Origin of the sequence: Streptomyces coeruleorubidus, from assembly GCF_028885415.1 — a bacterium.
Classification (GTDB): Bacteria; Actinomycetota; Actinomycetes; order Streptomycetales; family Streptomycetaceae; genus Streptomyces; species Streptomyces coeruleorubidus_A.
Genome location: NZ_CP118527.1, coordinates 7,470,856 through 7,492,884, shown reverse-complemented (window position 1 = coordinate 7,492,884; position 22,029 = coordinate 7,470,856). Strand labels below are relative to the sequence as shown.

At 70.7% G+C, this 22,029-nt stretch carries 15 protein-coding genes and 2 pseudogenes; 10 read left to right on the top strand and 7 right to left on the bottom strand.

Annotated elements, in window-relative coordinates; translation table 11 throughout:
* The first annotated feature begins 90 nt into the window (after window positions 1–90).
* Window positions 91–1,182: a lytic polysaccharide monooxygenase auxiliary activity family 9 protein gene (locus tag PV963_RS34725; protein ID WP_274820420.1), complete on the top strand. Its 1,092-nt coding sequence runs from the start codon at window positions 91–93 to the stop codon at window positions 1,180–1,182.
* Window positions 1,183–1,301: 119 nt separating this feature from the next.
* Here the strand turns inward: PV963_RS34725 and PV963_RS34720 are convergent, their stop codons facing one another.
* Entirely contained in the window at window positions 1,302–1,745 is a 444-nt protein-coding gene (locus PV963_RS34720; protein ID WP_274820419.1) for a DUF1648 domain-containing protein, read from the bottom strand.
* A gap of 172 nt (window positions 1,746–1,917) precedes the next feature.
* Window positions 1,918–2,835: pseudogene (locus tag PV963_RS34715) on the bottom strand (aminoglycoside phosphotransferase family protein).
* 236 nt (window positions 2,836–3,071) lie between these two features.
* On the opposite strand from PV963_RS34715, the pseudogene PV963_RS34710 reads away from it, so the two are divergent.
* From PV963_RS34710 to PV963_RS34690, 5 genes and pseudogenes are all read left to right on the top strand, one after another.
* Window positions 3,072–5,573 (top strand): annotated as a pseudogene (locus PV963_RS34710) (SpoIIE family protein phosphatase); the annotation flags it as partial.
* 526 nt (window positions 5,574–6,099) lie between these two features.
* The gene (locus tag PV963_RS34705; protein ID WP_274820418.1) at window positions 6,100–7,182 is read left to right on the top strand and encodes a substrate-binding domain-containing protein; all 1,083 of its coding nucleotides are present in this window, start codon (window positions 6,100–6,102) and stop codon (window positions 7,180–7,182) included.
* Between the two features lie 15 nt (window positions 7,183–7,197).
* Window positions 7,198–7,977 (top strand): ATP-binding cassette domain-containing protein, encoded by a 780-nt coding sequence (locus tag PV963_RS34700; protein WP_274820417.1) that lies wholly within the window; start codon window positions 7,198–7,200, stop codon window positions 7,975–7,977.
* Window positions 7,968–9,272, top strand: a complete 1,305-nt coding sequence (locus PV963_RS34695) for a sugar ABC transporter permease (RefSeq protein WP_274820416.1) — start codon at window positions 7,968–7,970, stop codon at window positions 9,270–9,272. Before PV963_RS34700 ends, PV963_RS34695 begins: the two co-directional genes overlap by 10 nt.
* Window positions 9,273–9,332: 60 nt before the next feature.
* A complete protein-coding gene (locus PV963_RS34690) occupies window positions 9,333–10,685 on the top strand; it encodes an ABC transporter substrate-binding protein (RefSeq protein ID WP_274820415.1) in 1,353 nt (450 codons plus the stop codon).
* An 8-nt stretch (window positions 10,686–10,693) separates the two neighbouring features.
* Here PV963_RS34690 and PV963_RS34685 read toward each other — a convergent pair whose 3' ends face one another.
* Together PV963_RS34685 and acnA are read right to left on the bottom strand one after the other, a co-directional pair.
* Window positions 10,694–11,086, bottom strand: a complete 393-nt coding sequence (locus PV963_RS34685; RefSeq protein ID WP_274820414.1) for a hypothetical protein — start codon at window positions 11,084–11,086, stop codon at window positions 10,694–10,696.
* A gap of 167 nt (window positions 11,087–11,253) precedes the next feature.
* On the bottom strand, window positions 11,254–13,971 hold the full coding sequence (acnA, locus tag PV963_RS34680; protein WP_274820413.1) for an aconitate hydratase AcnA: 2,718 nt from the start codon (window positions 13,969–13,971) through the stop codon (window positions 11,254–11,256).
* A 263-nt stretch (window positions 13,972–14,234) separates the two neighbouring features.
* On the opposite strand from acnA, the gene PV963_RS34675 reads away from it, so the two are divergent.
* Both PV963_RS34675 and PV963_RS34670 read left to right on the top strand, forming a co-directional pair.
* Window positions 14,235–14,435 (top strand): DUF4236 domain-containing protein, encoded by a 201-nt coding sequence (locus tag PV963_RS34675; protein WP_078945495.1) that lies wholly within the window; start codon window positions 14,235–14,237, stop codon window positions 14,433–14,435.
* Window positions 14,436–14,519: 84 nt separating this feature from the next.
* Complete coding sequence (locus PV963_RS34670) at window positions 14,520–16,049, top strand: helix-turn-helix domain-containing protein (RefSeq protein ID WP_274820412.1); 1,530 nt, start codon at window positions 14,520–14,522, stop codon at window positions 16,047–16,049.
* 319 nt (window positions 16,050–16,368) lie between these two features.
* Here PV963_RS34670 and PV963_RS34665 read toward each other — a convergent pair whose 3' ends face one another.
* The gene (locus PV963_RS34665; RefSeq protein ID WP_274820411.1) at window positions 16,369–16,536 is read right to left on the bottom strand and encodes a hypothetical protein; all 168 of its coding nucleotides are present in this window, start codon (window positions 16,534–16,536) and stop codon (window positions 16,369–16,371) included.
* A gap of 13 nt (window positions 16,537–16,549) precedes the next feature.
* Window positions 16,550–17,731 (bottom strand): DUF6183 family protein, encoded by a 1,182-nt coding sequence (locus PV963_RS34660; protein WP_274820410.1) that lies wholly within the window; start codon window positions 17,729–17,731, stop codon window positions 16,550–16,552.
* 83 nt (window positions 17,732–17,814) lie between these two features.
* Between PV963_RS34660 and PV963_RS34655 the strand changes: the two genes are divergently transcribed.
* Both PV963_RS34655 and PV963_RS34650 read left to right on the top strand, forming a co-directional pair.
* The gene (locus PV963_RS34655; RefSeq protein WP_274820409.1) at window positions 17,815–20,424 is read left to right on the top strand and encodes a DUF6531 domain-containing protein; all 2,610 of its coding nucleotides are present in this window, start codon (window positions 17,815–17,817) and stop codon (window positions 20,422–20,424) included.
* A 268-nt stretch (window positions 20,425–20,692) separates the two neighbouring features.
* Entirely contained in the window at window positions 20,693–21,256 is a 564-nt protein-coding gene (locus tag PV963_RS34650) for a DUF488 family protein (protein WP_274820408.1), read from the top strand.
* A gap of 5 nt (window positions 21,257–21,261) precedes the next feature.
* Here PV963_RS34650 and PV963_RS34645 read toward each other — a convergent pair whose 3' ends face one another.
* Complete coding sequence (locus tag PV963_RS34645) at window positions 21,262–21,882, bottom strand: hypothetical protein (RefSeq protein WP_274820407.1); 621 nt, start codon at window positions 21,880–21,882, stop codon at window positions 21,262–21,264.
* Window positions 21,883–22,029: the final 147 nt, after the last annotated feature.

Below are 22,029 nucleotides of genomic sequence, written 5' to 3'. Positions count from 1 at the left end.
ACCGGAACCCGCCCTTCGAGTCGCTCCCACTCCGCGCATCCGCGCACACGCATCCACAGGCCCGTACCCCAAGGAACGGACGGTTCTGTCATGATCCTGACAAAAAGCTCGGGGGGACCCCCGACGCCCCGATCAGCGCTTCCCACCCGGGCCAGAGCCTTCTTCCTGGTGCTGCTCTCCCTCCTCGTCACCGTTCCGGCCCTCGGCCTGGTCATGACGGCCGGTGGTGAGGCGGAGGCGCACGGCACCCCCATGAAGCCCGGCAGCCGCACCTTCCTGTGCTGGCAGGACGGTCTGACCGACACCGGTGAGATCAAGCCGGTCAACCCGGCGTGCCGGGCCGCGCAGCAGGTCAGCGGCACCACGCCGTTCTACAACTGGTTCTCCGTGCTCCGCTCGGACGGCGCCGGCCGCACCCGGGGCTTCGTACCGGACGGCGAGCTGTGCAGCGGCGGCAACACCAACTTCACCGGGTTCAACACGCCCAGCAAGGACTGGCCGCTCACCCACCTCACCTCGGGCGCGACGGTCGACTTCTCGTACAACGCCTGGGCGGCGCACCCGGGTTGGTTCTACGTCTACATCACCAAGGACGGCTTCGACCCGACCAAGACGCTCACCTGGAACGACATGGAGGAACGGCCGTTCCTGAGCGTCGACCACCCGCCGCTGAACGGCTCCCCGGGCACGGTCGAGGCCAACTACTCCTGGACCGGCAAGCTCCCCGAGGGCAAGTCGGGCCGCCACATCATCTACATGGTCTGGCAGCGCTCCGACAGTCAGGAGACCTTCTACTCCTGCTCGGACGTCGTCTTCGACGGCGGCAACGGCGAGGTGACCGGCATCAAGCAGCCGGGCAACCCGTCCGAGCCGGTGCCCGGCACCTGCACGGCCACCCGCAAGACGACCGGCAGCTGGAACGGCGGCTACCAGTCCGAGGTGACCGTCACCAACACCGGCACCGTCCCGATGCTCGGCTGGATGGTCGACTGGACGCTGCCGTCCGGCCAGAGGATCGAGAGCCTGTGGAGCGGCAGCGCCACCTACAACGGCCAGTCGGTGATGGTCCACAACGCCGGCTGGAACGGCTCCCTCGATCCGGGCAAGAGCACGACGTTCGGGTACACGGTCTCCGGCTCGGGCGGTGACAGTACGACGAGCCTGCCCTGCCGGGTCGGCTGAACCGTCGCTTCGGGCGGGCCCGGTGGGCGGCGGTCACCGGGCCCGTTCGGTCCCCGGCTTCGGTGAGCGGAGGGCCGGGTGAGCGGAGAGCCGGGAGGCGCCCGCAACAGCATGGCTGCTCACGCTTCCCCGCGCCTCATCAGCCACCAGGCCAGCCCGCCCGTGGCCACGCCCGCGGGCAGCAGCACGGCCACATGCCCCATGGGCAGTTGCACCTCAGCCGAGTGCTGGACGTCCGTGTTGACAAGGACGGTGAGGACCAACGGGTAGCCGAGCGTGACGGCCGTGCCGGCTCCGACCGCGGCGGTCAGCCTCGACCCCGAACTCTCCTTGGAGACCAGGGCCAGGACGGTGAACAGCAGTCCGAGACCGACGAGCATGCCACCGCCGAACCACAGCGTGGCGACCCGGCTCGTGAAGCCGTCAGCCCCACCGTCTGCCGAGAAGTGGGTGGCGATCCGCCCGGGCAGCCGGTCGTAGCTCGCCAGAAACACACCGACGTAGGCAACGGTGGCGATGCCGAACGGAACGGCGGTCAGAGCGCCCCTGCGGACGACGGACATCTGGCTCCCCCTCGTGTCGTTGTTCTCATTGAAAAGCCGAAATCGAACACGCCACCCACCTCGCAACATCCCAGCTCAACTCCCGGGGCCGGCCCTGGGTAGGGGGAAGACCCGCACCACCGACTCGCTCACTGCGACGCCGATACGTGTACACCGTTTGAGGAATCCAGCACTAGGGGGTGTCCGCCGTCGCGAGGCGGCGCAGGGCCCTGTGGGCCGGTGGGCCCCAGGTGGGCTTGCCGCCGGGGCGGCCCCGGACGCCGGCCTCGCCGATGAGGATGCAGGCAGGGCGCGCAGGACGGCCCAGCCGCGGGCGCGGCGCAGGATCGCGGGGTCCGGGGCCGGCCGGTAGGTGTCGTGGAAGCGGTCGGCGGCGCCGTCCGGCAGCAGGATCCAGGCGGCGGCGAGGTCAAGGGCCGGGTCGCCCGCGCAGAGGTCGCCGAAGTTCGATCACGCCGCAGAACGTGCCGTCGGCGGTGAGGATGTTGGCCGGGTGCAGGTCGCCGTGGAGCCACATCGCCGGGCCCGTCCATTCGGGCGCGGCTGCGGCGTCCTCCCAGACCGCGCGGACCCCGTCCGGGTCCGGGAGCAGTCCCATCTCCGTGGCCTCGGCGAGCTGCTGGGCGAACCCCTCGGCGGTGTCGGACAGGGGGCCGCCGCGGCCACGGCCAAGGGGTGCGTCGTCGGGAGCGGGGCGATGCAGAGCCGTCAGGAACGTGGCCAGGGCCTCGGCCGATTCCGCGGCGCGGGTGGCGGGGGCGCGGTCGGCGGGAGTGCCCTGGACCCAGGTGGTGACGATCCAGGGCCGCGGGAAGCGCTCGGAGGGTTCGCCGAGGCGCTGCGGGACGGGGACCTTCAGCGGCAGATGCGGGGCGAGGGAGGGGACCCAGGTGTGTGCCTTGCGCAGCAGCGCGTCGGCGGACTGCGTCGTCCACGGCAACCGGACGGCCAGGTCGTCACCGAGGCGCCAGAGCTGGTTGTCCCAGCCGCGCGCGCCGAGCCGCACAGGGCGATCGGCCAGGTCGGGGTGCTGATCGCGCAGCAGCTCCCGGACCAGTGCCGCCGTGATCTCGATCTCGGTGTGGGCCATGCGGCGCAACGTTAACGGGCGGCGGCTCGTGGGAGACGCGCGTGGCCGGAAATCACCGGACCGACGGCCGAGCCGGCCCGTCGGTCCCATATGTCACTGTTATCCAGGTATGCGATTCTGTTGTGTGGGTGCCCTGCCGCTCATGTGGGGCGTGGATCCGCCGCGTCGTCGTCGCCTGAGTTCCGGGGACTCCCACCTGCCGGTAGCCACGGCATGGACGGGAGGTGGATGCGGACATGCCCCATCACGGCGATGCCCGGACCGCGGCCCCCGGCCTTCGGGCGCCGGGGAACGAGGGCACCGGTTCGCCGCGTACCACGCCGGAGTCCGCCGCGCGGGAACGGGTCCTGACGTTCGCCGGGGTGACGCTGGCGGCGGTGTACGTACGGAGCGAGGACGGTGCGGAGCTCCGGCTGGTGGAGTCGGCCGGTGCCGAGCCGGAGCGGTACGGGCTGCCCAGTCGCGTGCGGCACGGCGGGGGCACCTCGCCCGCCCCGGCACCGGGCTACGCGGAGGCGTCGGGAGACAGTGGGCCTGCCGTGGTCGAGGCCTTTCGCAACGGGCGGCCGCTGTGGCTCGCGGGTCGGCAGGAAGGCGGAGCCGCCGGCGCGCCGCTCGGGGCGGTGCCGCTGGGGGCCGCCGGCGGGTGGCTGGGATGCCTGGTCGTGGTGGGAGAGGCCGGGGAGGGGTTCGGGGCCGAGCAGCGGGAGTTTCTGCAGCGGTATGCCGAGGCGGTCGCCGGGCGGCTCCGGGGGGAGGCCGACCGGTCCGCTCCCTCGCCCCTGCTCGATTCCGCCCTGCGTGCGCTGGGGGTCGGTTCCTTCGCCCTGGCACCCGGCACCGGGCTGGTCGAGACCGACCCGGCCCTGCTGGAACTGGTCGGCATCCCCGAGGGCGGCTTCGACGGCAAGACCGACACTCTGCTCTCGTACAGCGTCCCGGAGGACGTCCCGGCCCTGTTGTCGGTTCTCGAACCGTCCCCGCAGACACCCGGGCGCCGGGAGCTGGAGTTCCGTACCCGCCGGGCCACCGGTGAACTGTGCTGGCTGCGCCTGTCCTGCCGCGTGCTGAAAGGGTCCGACGGCGTCCCGGAGCGGGTGCTGGGTGTGGTGACCGCGGCTCCCGTCCTGCGCCGGAGCGCAAGCGACGTCGCCCGGATCCAGTGGCTGACGGCCGCGCTCGACGACGCCACGACGGTCCGGGACGTCAGCCGCGTGGTGGTCGCCGCGCTGCGCGAGCCGCTGGGTGCCGACCGGGTGGCGCTCGCCGAGCTGCTGGAGGACCGGCTGGCGGTCACCGTGCTCGATCCGCCGGGTGCCGGTGCCTGGCCGGAGCTGTGGCGTTCCGAGTGGCGCTCGGAGTGGCCCGACGCGCCGGTCACCGCCCTGCCCACGCTCCTGGCGGCGCTGCGCGACGGGCGGATGAGCCTGTGGCCGGCGGGTGCCGTGCTGGAACCAGGGCTCGCGGGGATCGGCCCCGGCGGGCTCGCGGTCCTGCCGCTGCCGGCCAAGGGCAGGGTTGCCGGGGTGTGCCTGGTCGGCTGGGACGCGCCGCACGAGTTCGCGCCCGAGGAGCGGGCCCTGCTGACGGCGACCGCGGGGCTGGTGGGACAGGCCCTGATCCGCGCGCACGCCTACGACGCCGAGCAGGAACTCGCGACGATGCTCCAGCGCAGCCTGCTGCCGCGCCGTCTGCCCCTGTTGCCCGGGGGCACCGCAGTGGCCCGTTATCTGCCCGCCCGGCGCGGGCTCCAGGTGGGCGGCGACTGGTACGACGTGATCGCGCTGTCGGAGGGGAAGGTGGCCCTGGTCATCGGTGATGTGCAGGGGCACAGTGCCGGAGCCGCGACGATCATGGGCCAGATGCGCACCGCGGTCCGGGCCTACGCCGTGGAGGGTCATCCGCCGGACGTGGTCGTCGCGCACGCCAACCGGCTGCTCGTCGGCATGGAGACCGACCTGTTCGCCACGTGCTGCTATGTCGAGCTGGACATGGAGGAGGGCAACGCCCTGTTCGTGCGGGCCGGGCATCTGTCCCCGCTGCTGCGTCATCCCGACGGCGGCACGGAGGAGATCACGGTCGAGGGCGGGCTGCCGCTGGGCGTGCTGGAGGACGCGGAGTTCCCGATGACGGCGCTGGCGCTGGCGCCCGGCACGGTGCTCGCGCTGGTGACGGACGGCCTGGTCGAGTCGGCCGAACTGGACCTGGACGAGGGCATGCGGATCGTGGGCGAGGCGCTCGCCGCGGCCGATCCCTCCGACCCGGGGCGGATGGCGGACGACCTGCTCGGCGAGGCCGGCCGCCGGGAGGACGACGTGGCGTTGCTGCTGCTGCGCTACGACGGGATGCGGGTGCGGCCGGTGCGGGCGGGCTGGGTGGTGTGGCGGCTGCCGGACGCGGTCATGCACGCCCGCCGGTTCAGCGCGCGCACGCTGCGTTCGTGGGACGTCGTGGCCGAGGCCGACACCGTGCTGCTGGTGGTGTCCGAACTGGTCACCAACGCGCTCGTGCACACGCAGGGTGCGCTGCGGCTGGACCTGACCCTGGCCGCGGACCGGCTGCGGGTGACCGTGAGCGACTCCTCCCCGCGGGCGCCGGCCAAGCCGGTGGTCGTGGACTGGGAGTCGACCGGCGGCCGGGGGCTCTTCCTGGTGGAGGCGCTGTCGGCGGCCTGGGGCTCGGTGCCGGTCGGGGGCGGCAAGCAGGTGTGGAGCGAGATCGTCGTGTCTCGCCAGGAGCAGGAGGCGGACCGGGAACCGGAAGCGGAGCCGCTACCGGAACCGTGGGTGGAGCCGGCAGAGGAACGGCAGGCCGGCCGGGACCGGGGCTGGGGCATCGGCCGCAACCGGGGCTGGGGCATCGGCCGCATCCGCGACCGGGGCGGAGGCCGTGCCTCGCAGCGGAACGGGCGGGACGGGAACGGAGGCCGGGCCTCAGGCCGAAACCGGGACCGCGACCAGTCCCGCAGCCGGAACGAGAACCCGGAACCCACCCCGGACGGCAACGGAGGCCGGGCCTCACCCCGAAGCCGGGACCACGACCAGCCCCGCAGCCGGAACGAGAACCCGGAACCCACCCCGGACGGCAACGGAGGCCGGGCCTCGCCCCGAAGCCGGGACCACGACCAGCCCCGCAGCCGGAACGAGAACCCGGAACCCCCGAACCCGGACGCGGGCCAAGGCCGACCCCGGAACCCCGCGGCGGCCGGGCCCCGGACCGGAGCAACCCCCGGGGACGAGGCCGGGACAAGGAGGGAGGTCCGGGATGAGGGGCCGTAGGTGGCGGGTGGGGGCCTGGCTCGTCGCGGCTGTCATGGCGGTGGCGTCGGCCGGCTGTACCGAGGACGGCGGGCAGGGCGAGGGCGAGCTCACCATCGGGCTGCTGCTGCCGAGCCGCGCGGTGCCCCGCTGGGAGCAGTCCGACAAGCCCCTGATCGAGAAGCGGGTGAAGGAGCTGTGCCCGGACTGCAGGGTCGTGTACGCCAACGCGGAGAACGACGCGGCGAGCCAGCGGCACCAGATGAACTCCATGATCACCAGGGGCGTCTCCGCCCTGATCCTGGACGTCGTCGACCCCAAGGCGCTGCGCTCCTCGGTCCGCGCGGCGGACCGCGCGGGCATCCCGGTCGTCGCCTACGACCGGCTCGCCGAGGGCCCGATCTCGGGTTTCGTCAGTTTCGACGGCGGCCGGGTCGGCAGACTCCAGGGCGAGGCACTGCTGAAGGGCATGGGAGCCAGGGCCGACGACGGCGGCGTCGTCATGGTGAACGGCGACCCCTCCAGCCCCAACGCCGCCTGGTACGAGGGCGGCGCGCGGTCCGTGCTCCAGGACAGGGTGCGGATCCTCAAGTCGTACAACACCCTCGGCTGGCGCACGGAGAACGCGCACGACCACATGTCCGCCGCGATCAGCGCCCTCCACCCGGATCAGATCGACGGCGTGCTCGCGGCCAACGACTCGATCGCCGCCGGCGTCATCGCGGCGCTCAAGAGCGCCCGCGTCTCGCCGCTGCCCCCGGTCACCGGCCAGGACGCCGACCTCGACGCCGTGCGGCGCATCGTCAAGGGCGAGCAGTACATGACCGTCTACAAGCCCTTCCGGCAGGAGACCGAGGCGGCCTCCGCCATGGCCGTCGCCCTGGCGCGCGGCAACGACCTCGACGCCCTCGTCACGTCGACCGTGGACAGCCCCACCACGAAGGACGTCCCGTCGGTGCTGCTCGACCCGGTCTCCGTCACGGCCGAGACCGTCGGGCGGACGCTCGTCCGGGACGGCGTCTACACGATCGACCAGATCTGCACCCCGAAGCTCCGGTCGGCCTGCGACCGGATCGGGCTCACCCGGTGAGGGAGGTGATCCCCGGTGGCCCATCCACCCGTACTGGCGTTGCGTGGCATATCCAAGCGGTTCGGCGGCGTACAGGCGCTCGTGGACGTCGACCTCCAGGTCCGGGCCGGTGAGGTCGTGGCTCTGGCGGGCGACAACGGCGCCGGCAAGTCCACGCTGATCAAGGTGATCTCGGGCGTGAGCCCCGCCGACCGGGGCGTCATCGAGTGGCAGGGGCGGCGCGTGCAGATCAAACGCCCGCACGACGCCCACGCCCTGGGCATCGCGACCGTTTACCAGGACCTCGCCATGTGCGACAACCTCGATGTCGTGGGCAATCTCTTCCTCGGCCGGGAGATCGACCGGGTGGGCGTCCTCGACGAGGTGGAGATGGAGCGCCGCGCCCGCGATCTGATGCGGGCCCTGTCGATCCGTATCCCCGACGTGCGCATGCCGGTCGCCACGCTGTCCGCCGGGCAGCGGCAGGCCGTCGCGATCTCCCGCTCGCTCATGGGCGCACCCAAGGTCCTGCTGCTCGACGAGCCCACCGCCGCCCTCGGGGTCGAGCAGACCAGCCATCTGCTCGACCTCATCGAGGAGGTGCGCGACCGCGGTATGGCGATCATCCTCATCAGTCACAACATGGGCGACATCAAGGCCGTCGCGGACCGGGTCGCCGTGCTGCGGCTGGGCCGCAACAACGGTCTGTTCGACGTGAGCACCGTGACGCAGGAGCAGATCATCTCCTCCGTCACCGGGGCGGCGGACAACGCCGTGGCGCATCGCACGAAGGGCAACGAGGAGGCGTGGCCGTGACCGGGGGCGGGCCGCACCGGGGCGGCGGAACCGCCGGGACGGGCGGCGGCGCCGGGCCGGTCGCACCCGGCCGCGGGCCGCGCACCCGCGGCTGGCCCGGCAGTCTGCGCGACTACGCCCTGGAGATGCGCGGCAGTGTGCGGGACGCCGAGCGCGGGCCGCTGCTGGTGATCGCCGGGCTGATCGTGATCTGGATCGTCTTCCAGGCGCTGGACGACAAGTTCCTCTCGCCGCGCAACCTGTCCAACCTGAGCGTGGACATCGTCGGGACCGGTCTGGTCGCCGTCGGCATCGTGTTCGTGCTGCTGATCCGGGAGATCGATCTGTCGGTCGGCTCGGTCAGCGGCCTGGCGGGGGCCGCCTTCGCCGTGCTGAACGTGAACCACGGGATGCCGGAGGGGCTCGCGGTGATCGTGGCGATCGCCGCGGGCATGGCGGTGGGCGCCTTCCACGGGTTGTTCTTCGCCTGGCTCGGCGTGCCCGCGTTCGTCGTGACCCTCGCGGGGCTGCTGATCTGGAACGGCCTGACGCTCGACCTGCTGGGCGCGAGCGGCACCATCAACATCGACGAGGAGGGCCTGGTCGCCTCCCTGACCAGCCGGCACTTCGGTGACGACGTGGCGGCCTACGCGGTGGCGGCGCTCGGCACGGCCGGTTACTTCCTGGCCGCCCACCGCAAGCGCGCCCGGCACCGGGCCGCCGGGATGCCGTACCGGCCGACGGGCGAGATCTGGTTGCGCACCGGTGTCCTCGCGGTGCTCGTCTTCGCCGCGGCCCACACGCTCAACCGGTTCCAGGGGCTGCCGCTCGCGCTGCTGATCTTCCTGGTGGTCCTCGTCGTCTCGGACTACGTGCTGCGCCGCACCCGTTGGGGGCGGCGGGTGTACGCGCTCGGCGGCGGGGTCGAGGCGGCGCGGCGGGCGGGCATCGCCGTGGAGCGGGTGCGGGTCGCGATGTTCATGGTGTCCGGGACTCTGGCCGCGATCGGCGGGCTGTTCGTGGCCTCGGGCCTGACCTCGGCGAGCCCCACGACGGCCCGCGCCGCCGGTTCCGGGATGCTGCTGATCAACGCGATCGCCGCGGCCGTCATCGGCGGTACGAGCCTGTTCGGCGGGCGTGGCTCGCCCTGGTCCGTGCTGCTCGGTGTGCTGGTCATCCAGTCGATCGCCTCGGGCATGGGGCTGCTGGGGGTGGAGGACGCCGTGCAGTTCATGATCACGGGTGGGGTGCTGCTGGCCGCCGTCGCGGCCGACGCGCTCTCCAGACGCGCGGCGGCCCGGCGGGGCCGCCCCTGAATCATGAATTTGTCCCGAAATGCCTAAGAAACAGCAAAGGTGGGTAAAGGTCGGAATGCCATGAAACGCAGCCGCCTCGTCCGGGCGGCCGTGGCCGCCACGGCCGTCGCAGGCCTGGTCCTCGCCGGATGCGGTGACACGGACCCGCCCGGCGGCGAGCAGGCCGACCTCAGCGTGCTCGCCACGGACGTGCCCCAGGTGCAGACCCTGCAGAAGCTCACCAAGAAGCACTTCACCGCTGAGACCGGCATCACGGTCGACTACACCCTGCTGCCGGAGAACGAGGCGCGGGAGCGGATGAACCGCGAGTTCGCGACCCAGGCCGGCCGCTACGACGTGGCGAGCGTGAGCGCCTACGAGGTGCCGATCTACTCGGACAACGGCTGGCTCGCCCCGCTGGATTCCTATGTGAAGGCCGACGAGGACTTCGACCAGGACGACGTCTTCCCGAACCTGGTGTCCTCGCTGACCGGCGAGGACGGCAGGCTCTACGCCGAGCCGTTCTACGGCGAGGGTTCCTTCCTGATGTACCGCAAGGACCTCTTCCGCAAGGACGGGCTGACCATGCCGCCGAACCCGACCTGGGAGCAGGTCGCCGACCTCGCCGCCCAGGTCGACGGCACCGACGGCGCGAGCGGCATCTGCCTGCGCGGCCTGCCCGGCTGGGGCCAGAACCTCGCCCCCATCAACACGGTCGTCAACACCTTCGGCGGCGCCTGGTACGACATGGACTGGAACGCGCGCCTGACCTCACCCGAGTTCAAGAAGGCCGTCGGCTTCTACGTCGACCTGCTGCGCTCCCACGGCCAGCCCGGCGCCGAACGGATGGGCGTGCTGGAGATCCTCGACCGCTTCGTCGCGGGCAAGTGCGCCATGATGTACGACGCCACGTCGCTGGCCTCGTCGATCGAGGCCGACGGTTCCTCGGTCAAGGGCAAGGTCGGCTACGTCCCGGCCCCGCACGACCGGACCGAGAAGGCGGGCTGGCTGTGGACCTGGGCGTGGGGCGTCCAGCAGGCCTCCGACGACAAGGACGCCGCCTGGGAGTTCATCTCCTGGGCCTCCTCCAAGGAGTACCAGGAGCTGGTCGGGCAGGAGGTGGGCTGGACGGCGGCGCCCGCCGGGAACCGCAAGTCGCTCTACGCCAACCCCGAGTACCAGCAGGCGGCCGGCGCCTGGTACCGGCAGGAGTACACGGCGGCGACCGACTCCGCCGACCCGAAGAACCCCGGCGTCGCCCCCCGCCCCTACACCGGCATCGGATTCCTGGGCATTCCCGAGTTCGCCGTGCTCGGTACGGCGGTCTCCGAGCAGATCGCCGCGGCCATCGCCGGGCAGCAGTCGGTGGACACGGCCCTGGAAAAGTCGCAGGACCTCGCTCAGGCAGCGGCGGCGAAGTACCGGGGCGAGTGACCCGGCGGTCACCGCCGCTCGGAGAGCCCCGGTGCCCCGGCCCGCGACGGCGGTTCACCCTCCGTCGGCCGAGCGGGAGGAAGGTCCACGGTGAACTCGGTGTGCCCCGGCTGGCTTCGCACACCCGCGTGCCCGCCGTGCGCGTCGAGCCGGGCCGCGAGCTGCCCGTCGGGGTGCCCGGTCCCGTCGGGGAACGCCAGGTCGCGGTCGTCGTCCGGCCGCAGAGAGGCATGGGCCAGACCGTGTTCTGCGGCGTCCCTGACCCGGCCGCCCAGTCGGTCCAGCAGATACGCCCGCTGGGCGAGGACGCCGGCGAGCGCCGTCGCGGCACAGACGGCGACGAGGACGGCACCGATACGGACGAGGAGCCGGGTGCGCAGTGACCCAGGGGTGCCAGACATGTACCGATCCTGTCCCGGCCCGCTGGGGGAACCCTGTGTTCAGCCTGAGCGCGGGCGATGACCCCGTGCCGGCGGTCACCCGGCCCTGGCCTCAACGGCGCGGGCCGCGCCCCCGGTCACCCGGGAACGCGGCCCTCGAACTGCCGTGAACTGCCTTGCCGGTCCGCTTACTTGCGGATCAGGCTGCGCAGCACGTACTGCATGATGCCGCCGTTGCGGTAGTAGTCCGCCTCACCGGGGGTGTCGATGCGGACGACCGCGTCGAACTCGACGCCGGTGTCGGTGGTGACCTTCACCGTGCGCGGGGTGGTGCCCTCGTTGAGCTCGGTGACGCCGGTGATGGAGAAGGTCTCCTCGCCGGTCAGGCCGAGGGACTGGGCCGAGGCGCCCTCCGGGAACTGGAGCGGCAGGACGCCCATGCCGATGAGGTTCGAGCGGTGGATGCGCTCGTACGACTCGGCGATGACGGCCTTGACGCCGAGGAGCGCGGTGCCCTTGGCGGCCCAGTCGCGGGAGGAGCCGGAGCCGTACTCCTTGCCGGCCAGGACGACCAGCGGGATGCCGGCGGCCTGGTAGTTCTGCGAGGCGTCGTAGATGAAGGAGACCGGCCCGCCCTCCTGCGTGAAGTCACGCGTGTAGCCGCCCTCGGTGCCCGGCGCGATCTGGTTGCGCAGGCGGATGTTGGCGAACGTACCGCGGATCATGACCTCGTGGTTGCCGCGGCGGGAGCCGTAGGAGTTGAAGTCGCGACGCTCGACGCCGTGCTCGGTGAGGTACTTGCCCGCCGGGGTGTCGGCCTTGATCGCACCGGCCGGGGAGATGTGGTCGGTGGTGACCGAGTCGCCCAGCTTGGCCAGCACACGGGCGCCGGAGATGTCGGAGACCGGGGTGGTCTCCATCGTCATGCCCTCGAAGTACGGGGGCTTGCGGACGTAGGTCGACTCGGGGTCCCACTCGAAGGTGTTGCCGGTCGGGATCGGCAGCGCCTGCCACTGGGCGTCGCCCGCGAAGACGTCCGAGTAGGACTTGGAGAACATGTCCTCGCCGATGGCGTTGGCGACGACGTCGTTCACCTCGGCCTCGGAGGGCCAGATGTCCTTCAGGAAGACCGGGTTGCCGTCCTGGTCGGTGCCCAGGGCGTCACGGGTGATGTCCACCTTCATGGAGCCCGCGAGGGCGTAGGCCACGACCAGCGGCGGGGACGCCAGGTAGTTCATCTTGACGTCGGGGTTGATGCGGCCCTCGAAGTTCCGGTTGCCGGAGAGGACCGAGGTGACCGCGAGGTCGTGGTCGTTGACGGCCTTGGAGACCTCCTCCGGCAGCGGGCCGGAGTTGCCGATGCAGGTGGTGCAGCCGTAGCCGACGAGGTTGAAGCCGACCTTGTCGAGGTACGGGGTCAGGCCCGCTTTGTCGAAGTAGTCGGTGACGACCTTGGAGCCCGGGGCGAGGGTGGTCTTGACCCACGGCTTGCGGGTCAGGCCCTTCTCGACCGCCTTCTTGGCGACCAGGGCGGCGGCGACCATGACGTATGGGTTGGAGGTGTTGGTGCAGGAGGTGATGGCCGCGACCGTCACGGCTCCGTGGTCGATCTCGTACGTCGAGCCGTCGGGGGCGGTCACGGTGACCGGGTTGGACGGAGCGCCGTTCGGGGCCACGGCCGGGGCGTCGGAGGCCGGGAAGGACTCCTGGCCCGCCTCGTCCACGCTGTCGACGTAGTTACGGACGTCCTGCTTGAACTGCTCGGCGGCGTTCGCGAGGACGATACGGTCCTGCGGACGCTTCGGGCCTGCGATGGACGGCACGACCGTCGACAGGTCGAGCTCCAGCTTCTCGGAGAAGTCGGGCTCGGCCTTCGGGTCCAGCCAGAGGCCCTGCTCCTTGGCGTACGCCTCGACGAGCGCGAGCTGCTGCTCGGAGCGGCCGGTGAGCTTCAGGTACTTGATGGTCTCGTCGTCGATCGGGAAGATCGCGGCGGTGGAACCGAACTCCGGCGACATGTTGCCGATGGTGGCGCGGTTCGCGAGCGAGGTGGCGGCGACGCCCTCGCCGTAGAACTCGACGAACTTGCCGACGACGCCGTGCTTGCGGAGCATCTCGGTGATGGTCAGCACGAGGTCGGTGGCGGTGGTGCCGGGGGTGAGCTCACCGGTCAGCTTGAAGCCGACGACGCGCGGGATGAGCATCGAGACCGGCTGGCCGAGCATCGCGGCCTCGGCCTCGATGCCGCCGACGCCCCAGCCCAGCACACCGAGGCCGTTGACCATGGTGGTGTGCGAGTCGGTGCCGACGAGGGTGTCGGGGTACGCCTGGCCGCCTCGCACCATCACGGTGCGGGCCAGGTGCTCGATGTTCACCTGGTGGACGATGCCGGTGCCGGGCGGGACGACCTTGAACTCGTCGAAGGCGGTCTGGCCCCAGCGCAGGAACTGGTAGCGCTCCCTGTTGCGGCCGTACTCCAGCTCGACGTTCTGCTTGAAGGCCTCGTTCGTGCCGAACTTGTCGGCGATGACGGAGTGGTCGATGACCAGCTCGGCCGGCGCCAGCGGGTTGATCTTCGCCGGGTCGCCGCCCAGCTCCTTCACGGCCTCACGCATGGTCGCGAGGTCCACGACGCAGGGAACGCCCGTGAAGTCCTGCATGATCACGCGGGCCGGCGTGAACTGGATCTCCTGCGACGGCTGGGCCTGCGAGTCCCAGCCGCCGAGGGCGCGGATGTGGTCGGCGGTGATGTTCGCGCCGTCCTCGGTGCGGAGCAGGTTCTCCAGCAGGACCTTGAGGCTGTACGGAAGGCGGGCCGAGCCCTCCACCTTGTCCAGCCGGAAGATCTCGTACGACTCGTCGCCCACCTGCAGCGTGCTGCGGGCGTCGAAGCTGTTCGCCGACACGACAGTCTCCTTCATTGATGTGCGCGTACCACCACGATCCTGCCGCCACGGCATCTCGACCGATCCGCTAAGGTAAGGCTAAGTTAGGTGAGCCTTACCGGGGTGGCGGCTGCGGTGCTCCTCGGCAGATATCTCGATGTCGAGATAACTCTAGTACACCGAGGCCGGTTGGTCATGCCCCGGCGTCCGTCATGCGGTCATGCGCGCCCCTCTCCGGGGTATCCGAACCAGGTATCCACGCCACGAACGGAGAGGAGACAGGCATGCCGCTCACGTTCCGCAAGAGTTTCCGGATCCTTCCGGGGGTGCGTCTGAACATCAACAAGCGCTCCTGGTCCATCACGACCGGCGGCGGAAAGAACGGCCCGCGTTACACCCGCAGCAGTACGGGACGTCGTACGACATCGATGGATTTGCCCGGACCTTTCGGGTGGCGACGCACGCGCACCACTCGCCGACACTGAAGCGACCAGGGAGGATTGACTTCCCATCACCCGAACGGACCCCCCGGTCGGGCACCATCTCATATCTGAGATAACCTCAACCGCATGGCAGACGACTACCTCGTACGCATCGGCAAGCTCATCCGTGACGCCCGGCAGCACCGGGGCTGGACCCAGGCGCAGCTGGCCGAGGCGCTCGGAACCAGCCAGAGTGCCGTGAACCGGATCGAGCGCGGCAACCAGAACATCAGCCTTGAGATGATCGCGCGCATCGGGGAGGCCCTCGACAGCGAGATCGTGTCCCTCGGCTACGCCGGTCCGATGCACCTGCGGGTCGTCGGTGGTCGCCGGCTCTCCGGCGCCATCGACGTCAAGACGAGCAAGAACGCGTGTGTCGCACTGCTGTGCGCCTCACTGCTCAACCAGGGGCGCACGGTGCTGCGCCGCGTCGCCCGTATCGAGGAGGTGTACCGCCTCCTGGAGGTGCTGGGCTCGATCGGCGTGCGCACCCGGTGGATCAACGACGGTGTCGACCTGGAGATCGTGCCGTCGGCCGAGCTGGACCTGGCGTCGATCGACGCGGACGCGGCCCGCCGCACCCGCTCCATCATCATGTTCCTCGGTCCGCTGCTGCACCGCATGGACCACTTCAAGCTGCCCTACGCCGGCGGCTGCGACCTCGGCACGCGCACGGTCGAGCCGCACATGATCGCGCTGCGCCGGTTCGGTCTGGACATCGCCGCCACCGAGGGCCAGTACCACGCCGTGGTGGACCGCTCGGTCCGCCCCGACCGTCCGATCGTGCTGACCGAGCGCGGCGACACGGTGACCGAGAACGCGCTGCTCGCCGCCGCCCGGCACGACGGCATCACCGTCATCCGCAACGCGTCCTCCAACTACATGGTCCAGGACCTGTGCTTCTTCCTGGAGGCCCTCGGCGTCAAGGTCGACGGCATCGGCACCACCACGCTCACGGTGCACGGCGTGCCGACCATCGACGTCGACGTGGACTACTCCCCCTCCGAGGACCCGGTCGAGGCGATGAGCCTGGTCGCGGCGGCCGTGGTCACCGAGTCGGAGCTGACGGTGCGTCGGGTGCCGATCGAGTTCCTGGAGATCGAGCTGGCCGTGCTGGAGGAGATGGGCCTCGACCACGACCGCACGCCCGAGTACTTCGCCGACAACGGCCGCACCCGGCTGGTCGACCTCACCGTCCGGCCCTCCAAGCTGGAGGCGCCGATCGACAAGATCCACCCCATGCCGTTCCCCGGCCTGAACATCGACAACGTCCCGTTCTTCGCGGCCATCGCGGCGGTCGCCCAGGGCAAGACCCTCATCCACGACTGGGTCTACGACAACCGCGCGATCTACCTGACGGACCTGAACCGCCTCGGCGGCCGCCTCCAGCTCCTCGACCCGCACCGCGTCCTGGTCGAGGGCCCGACCCGCTGGCGCGCCGCCGAGATGATGTGCCCGCCCGCCCTGCGCCCCGCCGTGGTCGTCCTCCTGGCGATGATGGCGGCCGAGGGCACGTCGGTGCTGCGCAACGTGTATGTCATCAACCGGGGTTACGAGGACCTGGCGGAGCGGCTGAACTCGATCGGGGCGCAGATCGAGACGTTCCGGGACATCTGAACGGCGGGAGCCGCCGCACCCCGTCCGACCTGCACTGACGCGGGTCTGGACGGGGTGGGCGGCGCCTGAGGGATTTCTCTGGGACTTGGGCTGGGAGCACTGCTCCCAGTCGTCCGGGCCACGTGAAGACCGCGTCGTTGGCGGCGCTGCCGCGTGCACCAGCGCCGGGTAGGGGCTCAACAATCGGCTCGCGCCCGACGCCTACGTACCCACCTGCGTGGTCGCGGCTGCCGCGCTGCTGGTGATCGTCCGGTGGGGCGGTCTCACCCGCGCCGATCTCGGACTCGACACGGCTGCCCGGTACCGGGGGCTGCGGTGGTCAGCGGTCTTGGTGGGCGCGGTTCTTGCCGTCTTCTTGGCCGGGCTTGCCCTGCCGGCCACCAGGGTGGCGTTCGAGGACGAGCGCCCCGCGGGACTGAGCCTTGGGCAGCTGCTGCGGCGGGTGCTGATCCGGGTGCCGGTCGGCACCGTGCCTCCCCCCAGCCATGTCCGCACCATGACTACCCGAGAACGTCGCAGTCCACGTCGGTATCGGTCGCCGCCAGCACCGTGACCCGAGTCCGGGTGGGATCGAGTACGGCGAAAGCCACGTCCGACGTGTCGTGGTGGAACCAGTCCGTGAACGCCATGAACCGCAGCCACCGGTGATCTGCGGCGCCCCGCACCGCTTCCAGAAACGGTACGTCGGCGGGCAGCCCCATGAGCGCGTACAGACTGTCCCAGGCATGCAGCCGCGCGTACGCCCCGCCCTGTCCCTGCCCGTTCACTCCGCCGTTGTACGCAGCCGAGAAGAGTTCGTTGAGCACATCGTCGGGTGTCGTCGCGCAGGCGAGCGCGCTGCCCCGTCGGCCTTCGCCTGCCAGGCACTGCAGGGGCAGTTCCTTGATGAAGGAGATACCGAAGTCGTCCGGACCGAGTGGGCTCGGCAGCGTGAAGAACCGTGCCTCAGGCTCACAGGCCCATCCACCGGCCGTGAACGGCCGGGCAGCCGCCTTCGCCCTCTCGTCGTCTCGTGTGTCACCGGCCCCGCGGCCCGCGACCGTACCGCTGTCGGTCGAGGGAACCTCCGGGAAACGCGACCGGAGCTGCTTCGACGTCTTGATCGGCCCCAGTCCCCGGACACGAACCGTGAAGCGATGCTCGATGTCCAGTCGCGTCCTGGGCAGCCGAGCCAGCGGGTGTCCCAGCTCACGCAGCCTTTCGGCGTACGCGTCCAGGGTGCGCCGACCGGCCCCTGAGCCGATCAGCGCCAGCTCCCCGAGGAGACAGGCCCGCAATTCGACCGCCGGACCTTGCATTCCGTCCGGCAACTCACCGAACAGAGGCTCAAGGTCCCGCAGGTGCTGAGCCTTCACCAGCTTCGCGGCCACCGAGCGCGGCAACCGATCGGCTTCCCCGCGATCCGTGGCCTCGGGGGGCAGCAGTCGACCCACGATGTCCACGGCAAAGGTCGCACAATCCCGCGACCGCGTGTCGGCGAGGGCCTCGGCGATCCGCCCGACGGCCCGCGCCACAGAGGCGCCGCCGGTTCCCTCGCCGGACACCCGCCGGCACAACTGCTCCGCCGCTTCGTACAGTTCCTCCGGCCGGAGCTCGGCCAGATGCTTCAACTCTGATCCGGACCGCTCCCAAAGAGGTCGATCAGAAGCGTTGTCGCCGGGCGTCACTTGGTTGTGGCTCACGCGCCGAGTCTACGAGCAAGGGGATCAAGTAACTTTGCTGAGGCATACGTGCCTTGGGTGGAGCAATGCGACGGGGGAAGCACGTGGGATACCGGCCAACGGATTGGCATGTCCTGGACCTGGACAAGGATCCGACCCCCGGTGATCCGGAGCGGGTGCGCAAGCTCGCCAAGATCCTGCACGACTTCGCCGACGACGTCTCCGACGCGCTGCGTCTGGTCAAGGGCATGGCGGGTGAGAGCACGCTCGCGGAATGGGCGGGCAAGTCGGCCACGGTCTTCAAGGAGGAGTTCTCGGGCGTCCCGAAGAACTTGAAGAAGCTGGAGAAGTCGTACGGGATGTGCGGCGACGCCCTCGCGGACTTCTGGCCGAAGCTGGAGCGCGCCCAGGCTCTGGCGGACAAGGCGCTGGTGAAGGCGCGGGAGGCCCGTGAAGACCTGTCCTCGGCGCAGTCGAAGCTCTCTTCGGCCGATTCCTGGGTGACCCGGGCCTCGAAGGAGGCCGACAAATACGAGGACGACCCGACCGGCAGCAAGTCGGACGCGGACAAGCCGGACGAGGCGAAGGTACGGGCGGCCACGCGGGACGTCCAGCACGCCAAGGCGGCGCGAACGAACGCGCAGTCGGCCGTCAACGACGCCCAGAGCGCGCTGGACGCGGCGAAGAAGATGGCCGAGGACGCGCGCAAGATGCGCGAGGACGCCGCCCGCGAGGCCAAGAACAAGATCGACGAGGCGTCCGACGCCGGCATCCAGAACCGGTCGTGGTGGGAGGACATCGGCGACTGGTTCACCGACAACTGGGACACCATCGTCGCGGTCTGCAAGGTCGTCGTCGCGGTGGTCGGCGTCATCGCGATGATCATCGGCGGGCCGATCCTGGCCGCGATCGTCGTCGTAGCAGCCCTCGTCGTCCTCGCCGACACACTCAACAAGTACTCCAAAGGCCAAGCGTCCCTGTGGGACGTGGGATTCGCGGCACTGGACTGCATACCGGGCGTCAAGGGCCTCACCACACTCGGCAAGCTCGCCACTGGGATGAAGGCCCTGGGCAAGGGTGGCCTCAAGGCGATGGCCAAGGGGCTCGGAAGAGGTCTGCGCAAGGGAGCCGACGACGCCGTCGGCAAGAGCAAGCCGGCCAAGGGGCGGTGCAAGAACGGCGATCCCGTCGACATGGTCTCCGGCGAGATGCTCGTGGAGGAGACCGACGTGGAGCTTCCCGGGCTCCTTCCTGTCGTGCTGCGGCGTACACATCTCTCGACGTACAACTGGGGCCGGTGGTTCGGTCCGTCCTGGGCCTCGACGCTCGACGAGCGTGTCGAACTGGACGGGGAGGGCGTCGTCTTCGCCGCTGACGACGGCATGATCCTCGTGTATCCCGTGCCCGCCCCCGGTGTCTCGGTCATGCCGGCGGAGGGCCCACGCTGGCCGCTGGACTGGGACGGCACACCCGACGCCCCCATCCGCATCACCGACCCGGCCACGGGACGCACGCGCCACTTCTCCCCGCTCACCGGACCTGTCGCCGCACACGAGGCGTTCGCTCTTCCTCTGGCCGCGGTGACCGACCGCGACGGACGGCGCATCGACATCGACCGGGACGAAACCGGCACCCCCACCGCCGTCCGCGACTCCGGCGGCCGCCACCTGCACATCGACACCGAGGGCGACCGGATCGTCGGGCTGCGGCTGCGCGACGAGGAAGCCGGGCCCGACGGCACGACGCTGCTGCGCTACGGCTACAGCCCTGACGGGCACCTCACCGAGATCTACAACTCCAGCGACCTTCCGCTCAGGTTCACCTACGACGTCCAGGGACGCATCACCTCCTGGACCGACCGCAACGGCACCTGGTACCGCTTCACCTACGACGACCAGGACCGGTGCATACGAGGCGAAGGCGCCGACGGTTTCCTGTCCTGCTCCATCACCTACGACCCGGAAGGTCGCGAGACGCGCTACACCGACTCGCTGGGCCACACCACGACCTACCGGTACAACGAGCGCCGACAGGTCATCGCCCAGACCGGCCCGCTCGGCAACACCACCTACGCCGAGTGGGACGCGTACAACCGGCTGCTCTCACGCACGAATCCGCTGGGCCACACGTCCCGCTTCGGCTACGACGAGCGCGGCAACCTCGTCTCTGTCGTCCGGCCCGACGGCACGGTCACCACATGCGAGTACGACGCCTCCGACCGTCCCCTGTGGATCACTCTGCCGACCGGCGGCAGGCGTGGCTACGCGTACGACGAGCAGGGCCACCCGGCAGCGACCGTCGACGCCGACGGCGCCGTCACCACCTACGCCTATGACACCTCCGGTGGTCTGCTCGGCGTCACCAACGCCCTGGGAGCGACCCACCGTGTCCACCCGGGGCCACTGGGTCTGCCCGACTCCGTCACCGCGCCACTGGGCGGCACGTCTCGCGTCACCCGCGACGCCTTCGGCCGCATCGTCGGCACCGTCGACGCCACCGGCGCGACGACACGCACCACCTGGACGGTGGAGGGCTACCCCGCCGAGCGGATCATGGCCGACGGCAGCAGCGAGAGCTGGCGGAACCCCGGCCATACCCAACCCGCGTGCCAGGGCCGGGCAGGACAGCCACCTGCACCGCTTCGAACACGGCGAGCCAGTGGGCATCAACGGCAGCGGGCGGGAGACCAGAGATGTCGAAGTCGTCATCCGTGACGGCCATATTCATACGGCGTATCCGGTCTGAGAGTCCGTGCTTGCACACACTCACTCAACGGCCGCCACACAGGGTGGACCGGCGAACAAGCGCTCCTTCCTCGCCCCAGGAGAGGGCCGCGAGATCGTAGACGGCCTTGTCACCGGTCCCTCGGCACGCAGCGACAGGTGGGGCAGCTCGGTACAAGCTCGGCCACCACGGGCCCTGGCGCCTCCGCCATGTCGCCCCTCCTCGTGTGGGTCCGCGAGAACGGGATAGTCCGACCGTGTGGACGCGCTTCTGCTGACCTTCGGGCACAGCACCGCCGGCCGGGACCGGATCGCCGACCTGCTGCGCCACGCCGGTATCACGGCCGTCGTGGACGTACGGACCGCTCCCGGCAGCCGCCGCGACCCCGATCTGTCGCGGCGGCGGCTCGCCGAGTGGATGCCGGGCTGCGGCATCGCCTACCGGTGGGAACCCGCCCTCGGCGGGTTCCGCACTCCTCCCGTGGACAGCCCGGACGTCGTCTGGCGCAACGCCTCCTTCCGCGGCTACGCCGCCCACACCCGCTCCCCCGAGTTCGTCACCGCGATGGACCGGGTGCTGCGCGAGGCCTCGCACGGCCGCACCGCCGTGATGTGCAGCGAGGCGGTCTGGTGGCGCTGCCACCGCCGGCTGATCGCCGACTTCGCGGTACTCGCCCGCGGCGTACCGGCTCGGCACCTCATGCACGACGGTCGCCTCAGCGCCCACGCGCCGACGCCCGGCGCACGACTGCGCGACGACGGGCTTCTCGTGTACGACGGCTACGAGGGCCACGACGGCCGCGCGGAGCCGGCCCGCGGCTGAGCCCGTCAGTACAGCTTGTTGACCGCCGTGACGGTGGTGGTCTTGAAGTCGGACACCTGGGCGTGCTGGAAGTTGCCCATCTGGCCCCACAGGACCACCGTCACGGTCCTGCCGTCGCGGCCGACCGAGAACAGGTTGATGTCGGAGGAACCCCACGCCGAAGCGGTGTGGAGGCCGTAGACATGGGCGCCCTCCTCGACGTTCAGCCGGCCGTAGTACTTCTGCGACGCCGTGAGGTCGGGGTCCTGCTCCATCAGCTTCTTCGCGCAGCCGGTGATGTCCTTGCGCAGCAGCGCCGCGAAGTCCTTGGCACGCTGCGTGTCGCGCTCCACGACCGTGATCTGCTGGGCGTTGGTGTCGTACTCGGTCCAGTACGAGCGGTGGGAGGCGATGGACGGCAGGGCCTCGCCCACGCACACCGGCAGCGGGTCCGGCTGACCGGCGGTGACCGGACCGGCGTACCAGGGCGAGGTCGGGTGCGGCGGCAGCTCGGCCGGCTCCAGGAACCGGGGAGTGGCGGAAGCCGGTGTGATGGCGGCAGCGGCCGGGACGGCGGCTGCGGCGACACCGGCGGCGGCCGCCAGCGCGGCCACGGTGGTGCGGATGCCTCGGGTACGGACGTGCATGTTTCCCCCATGTTTTCGTGTGAATGCGCGGGCTTCGGCCCTTGCACCCACTACGACCCGTCACCCCCCGCATACGTTGCCCTGCAGACCTGCTACGGGTTCGTCCCGAATGTCACCGGCGCGCTACAGGGGGACGTAGGTGCTCTG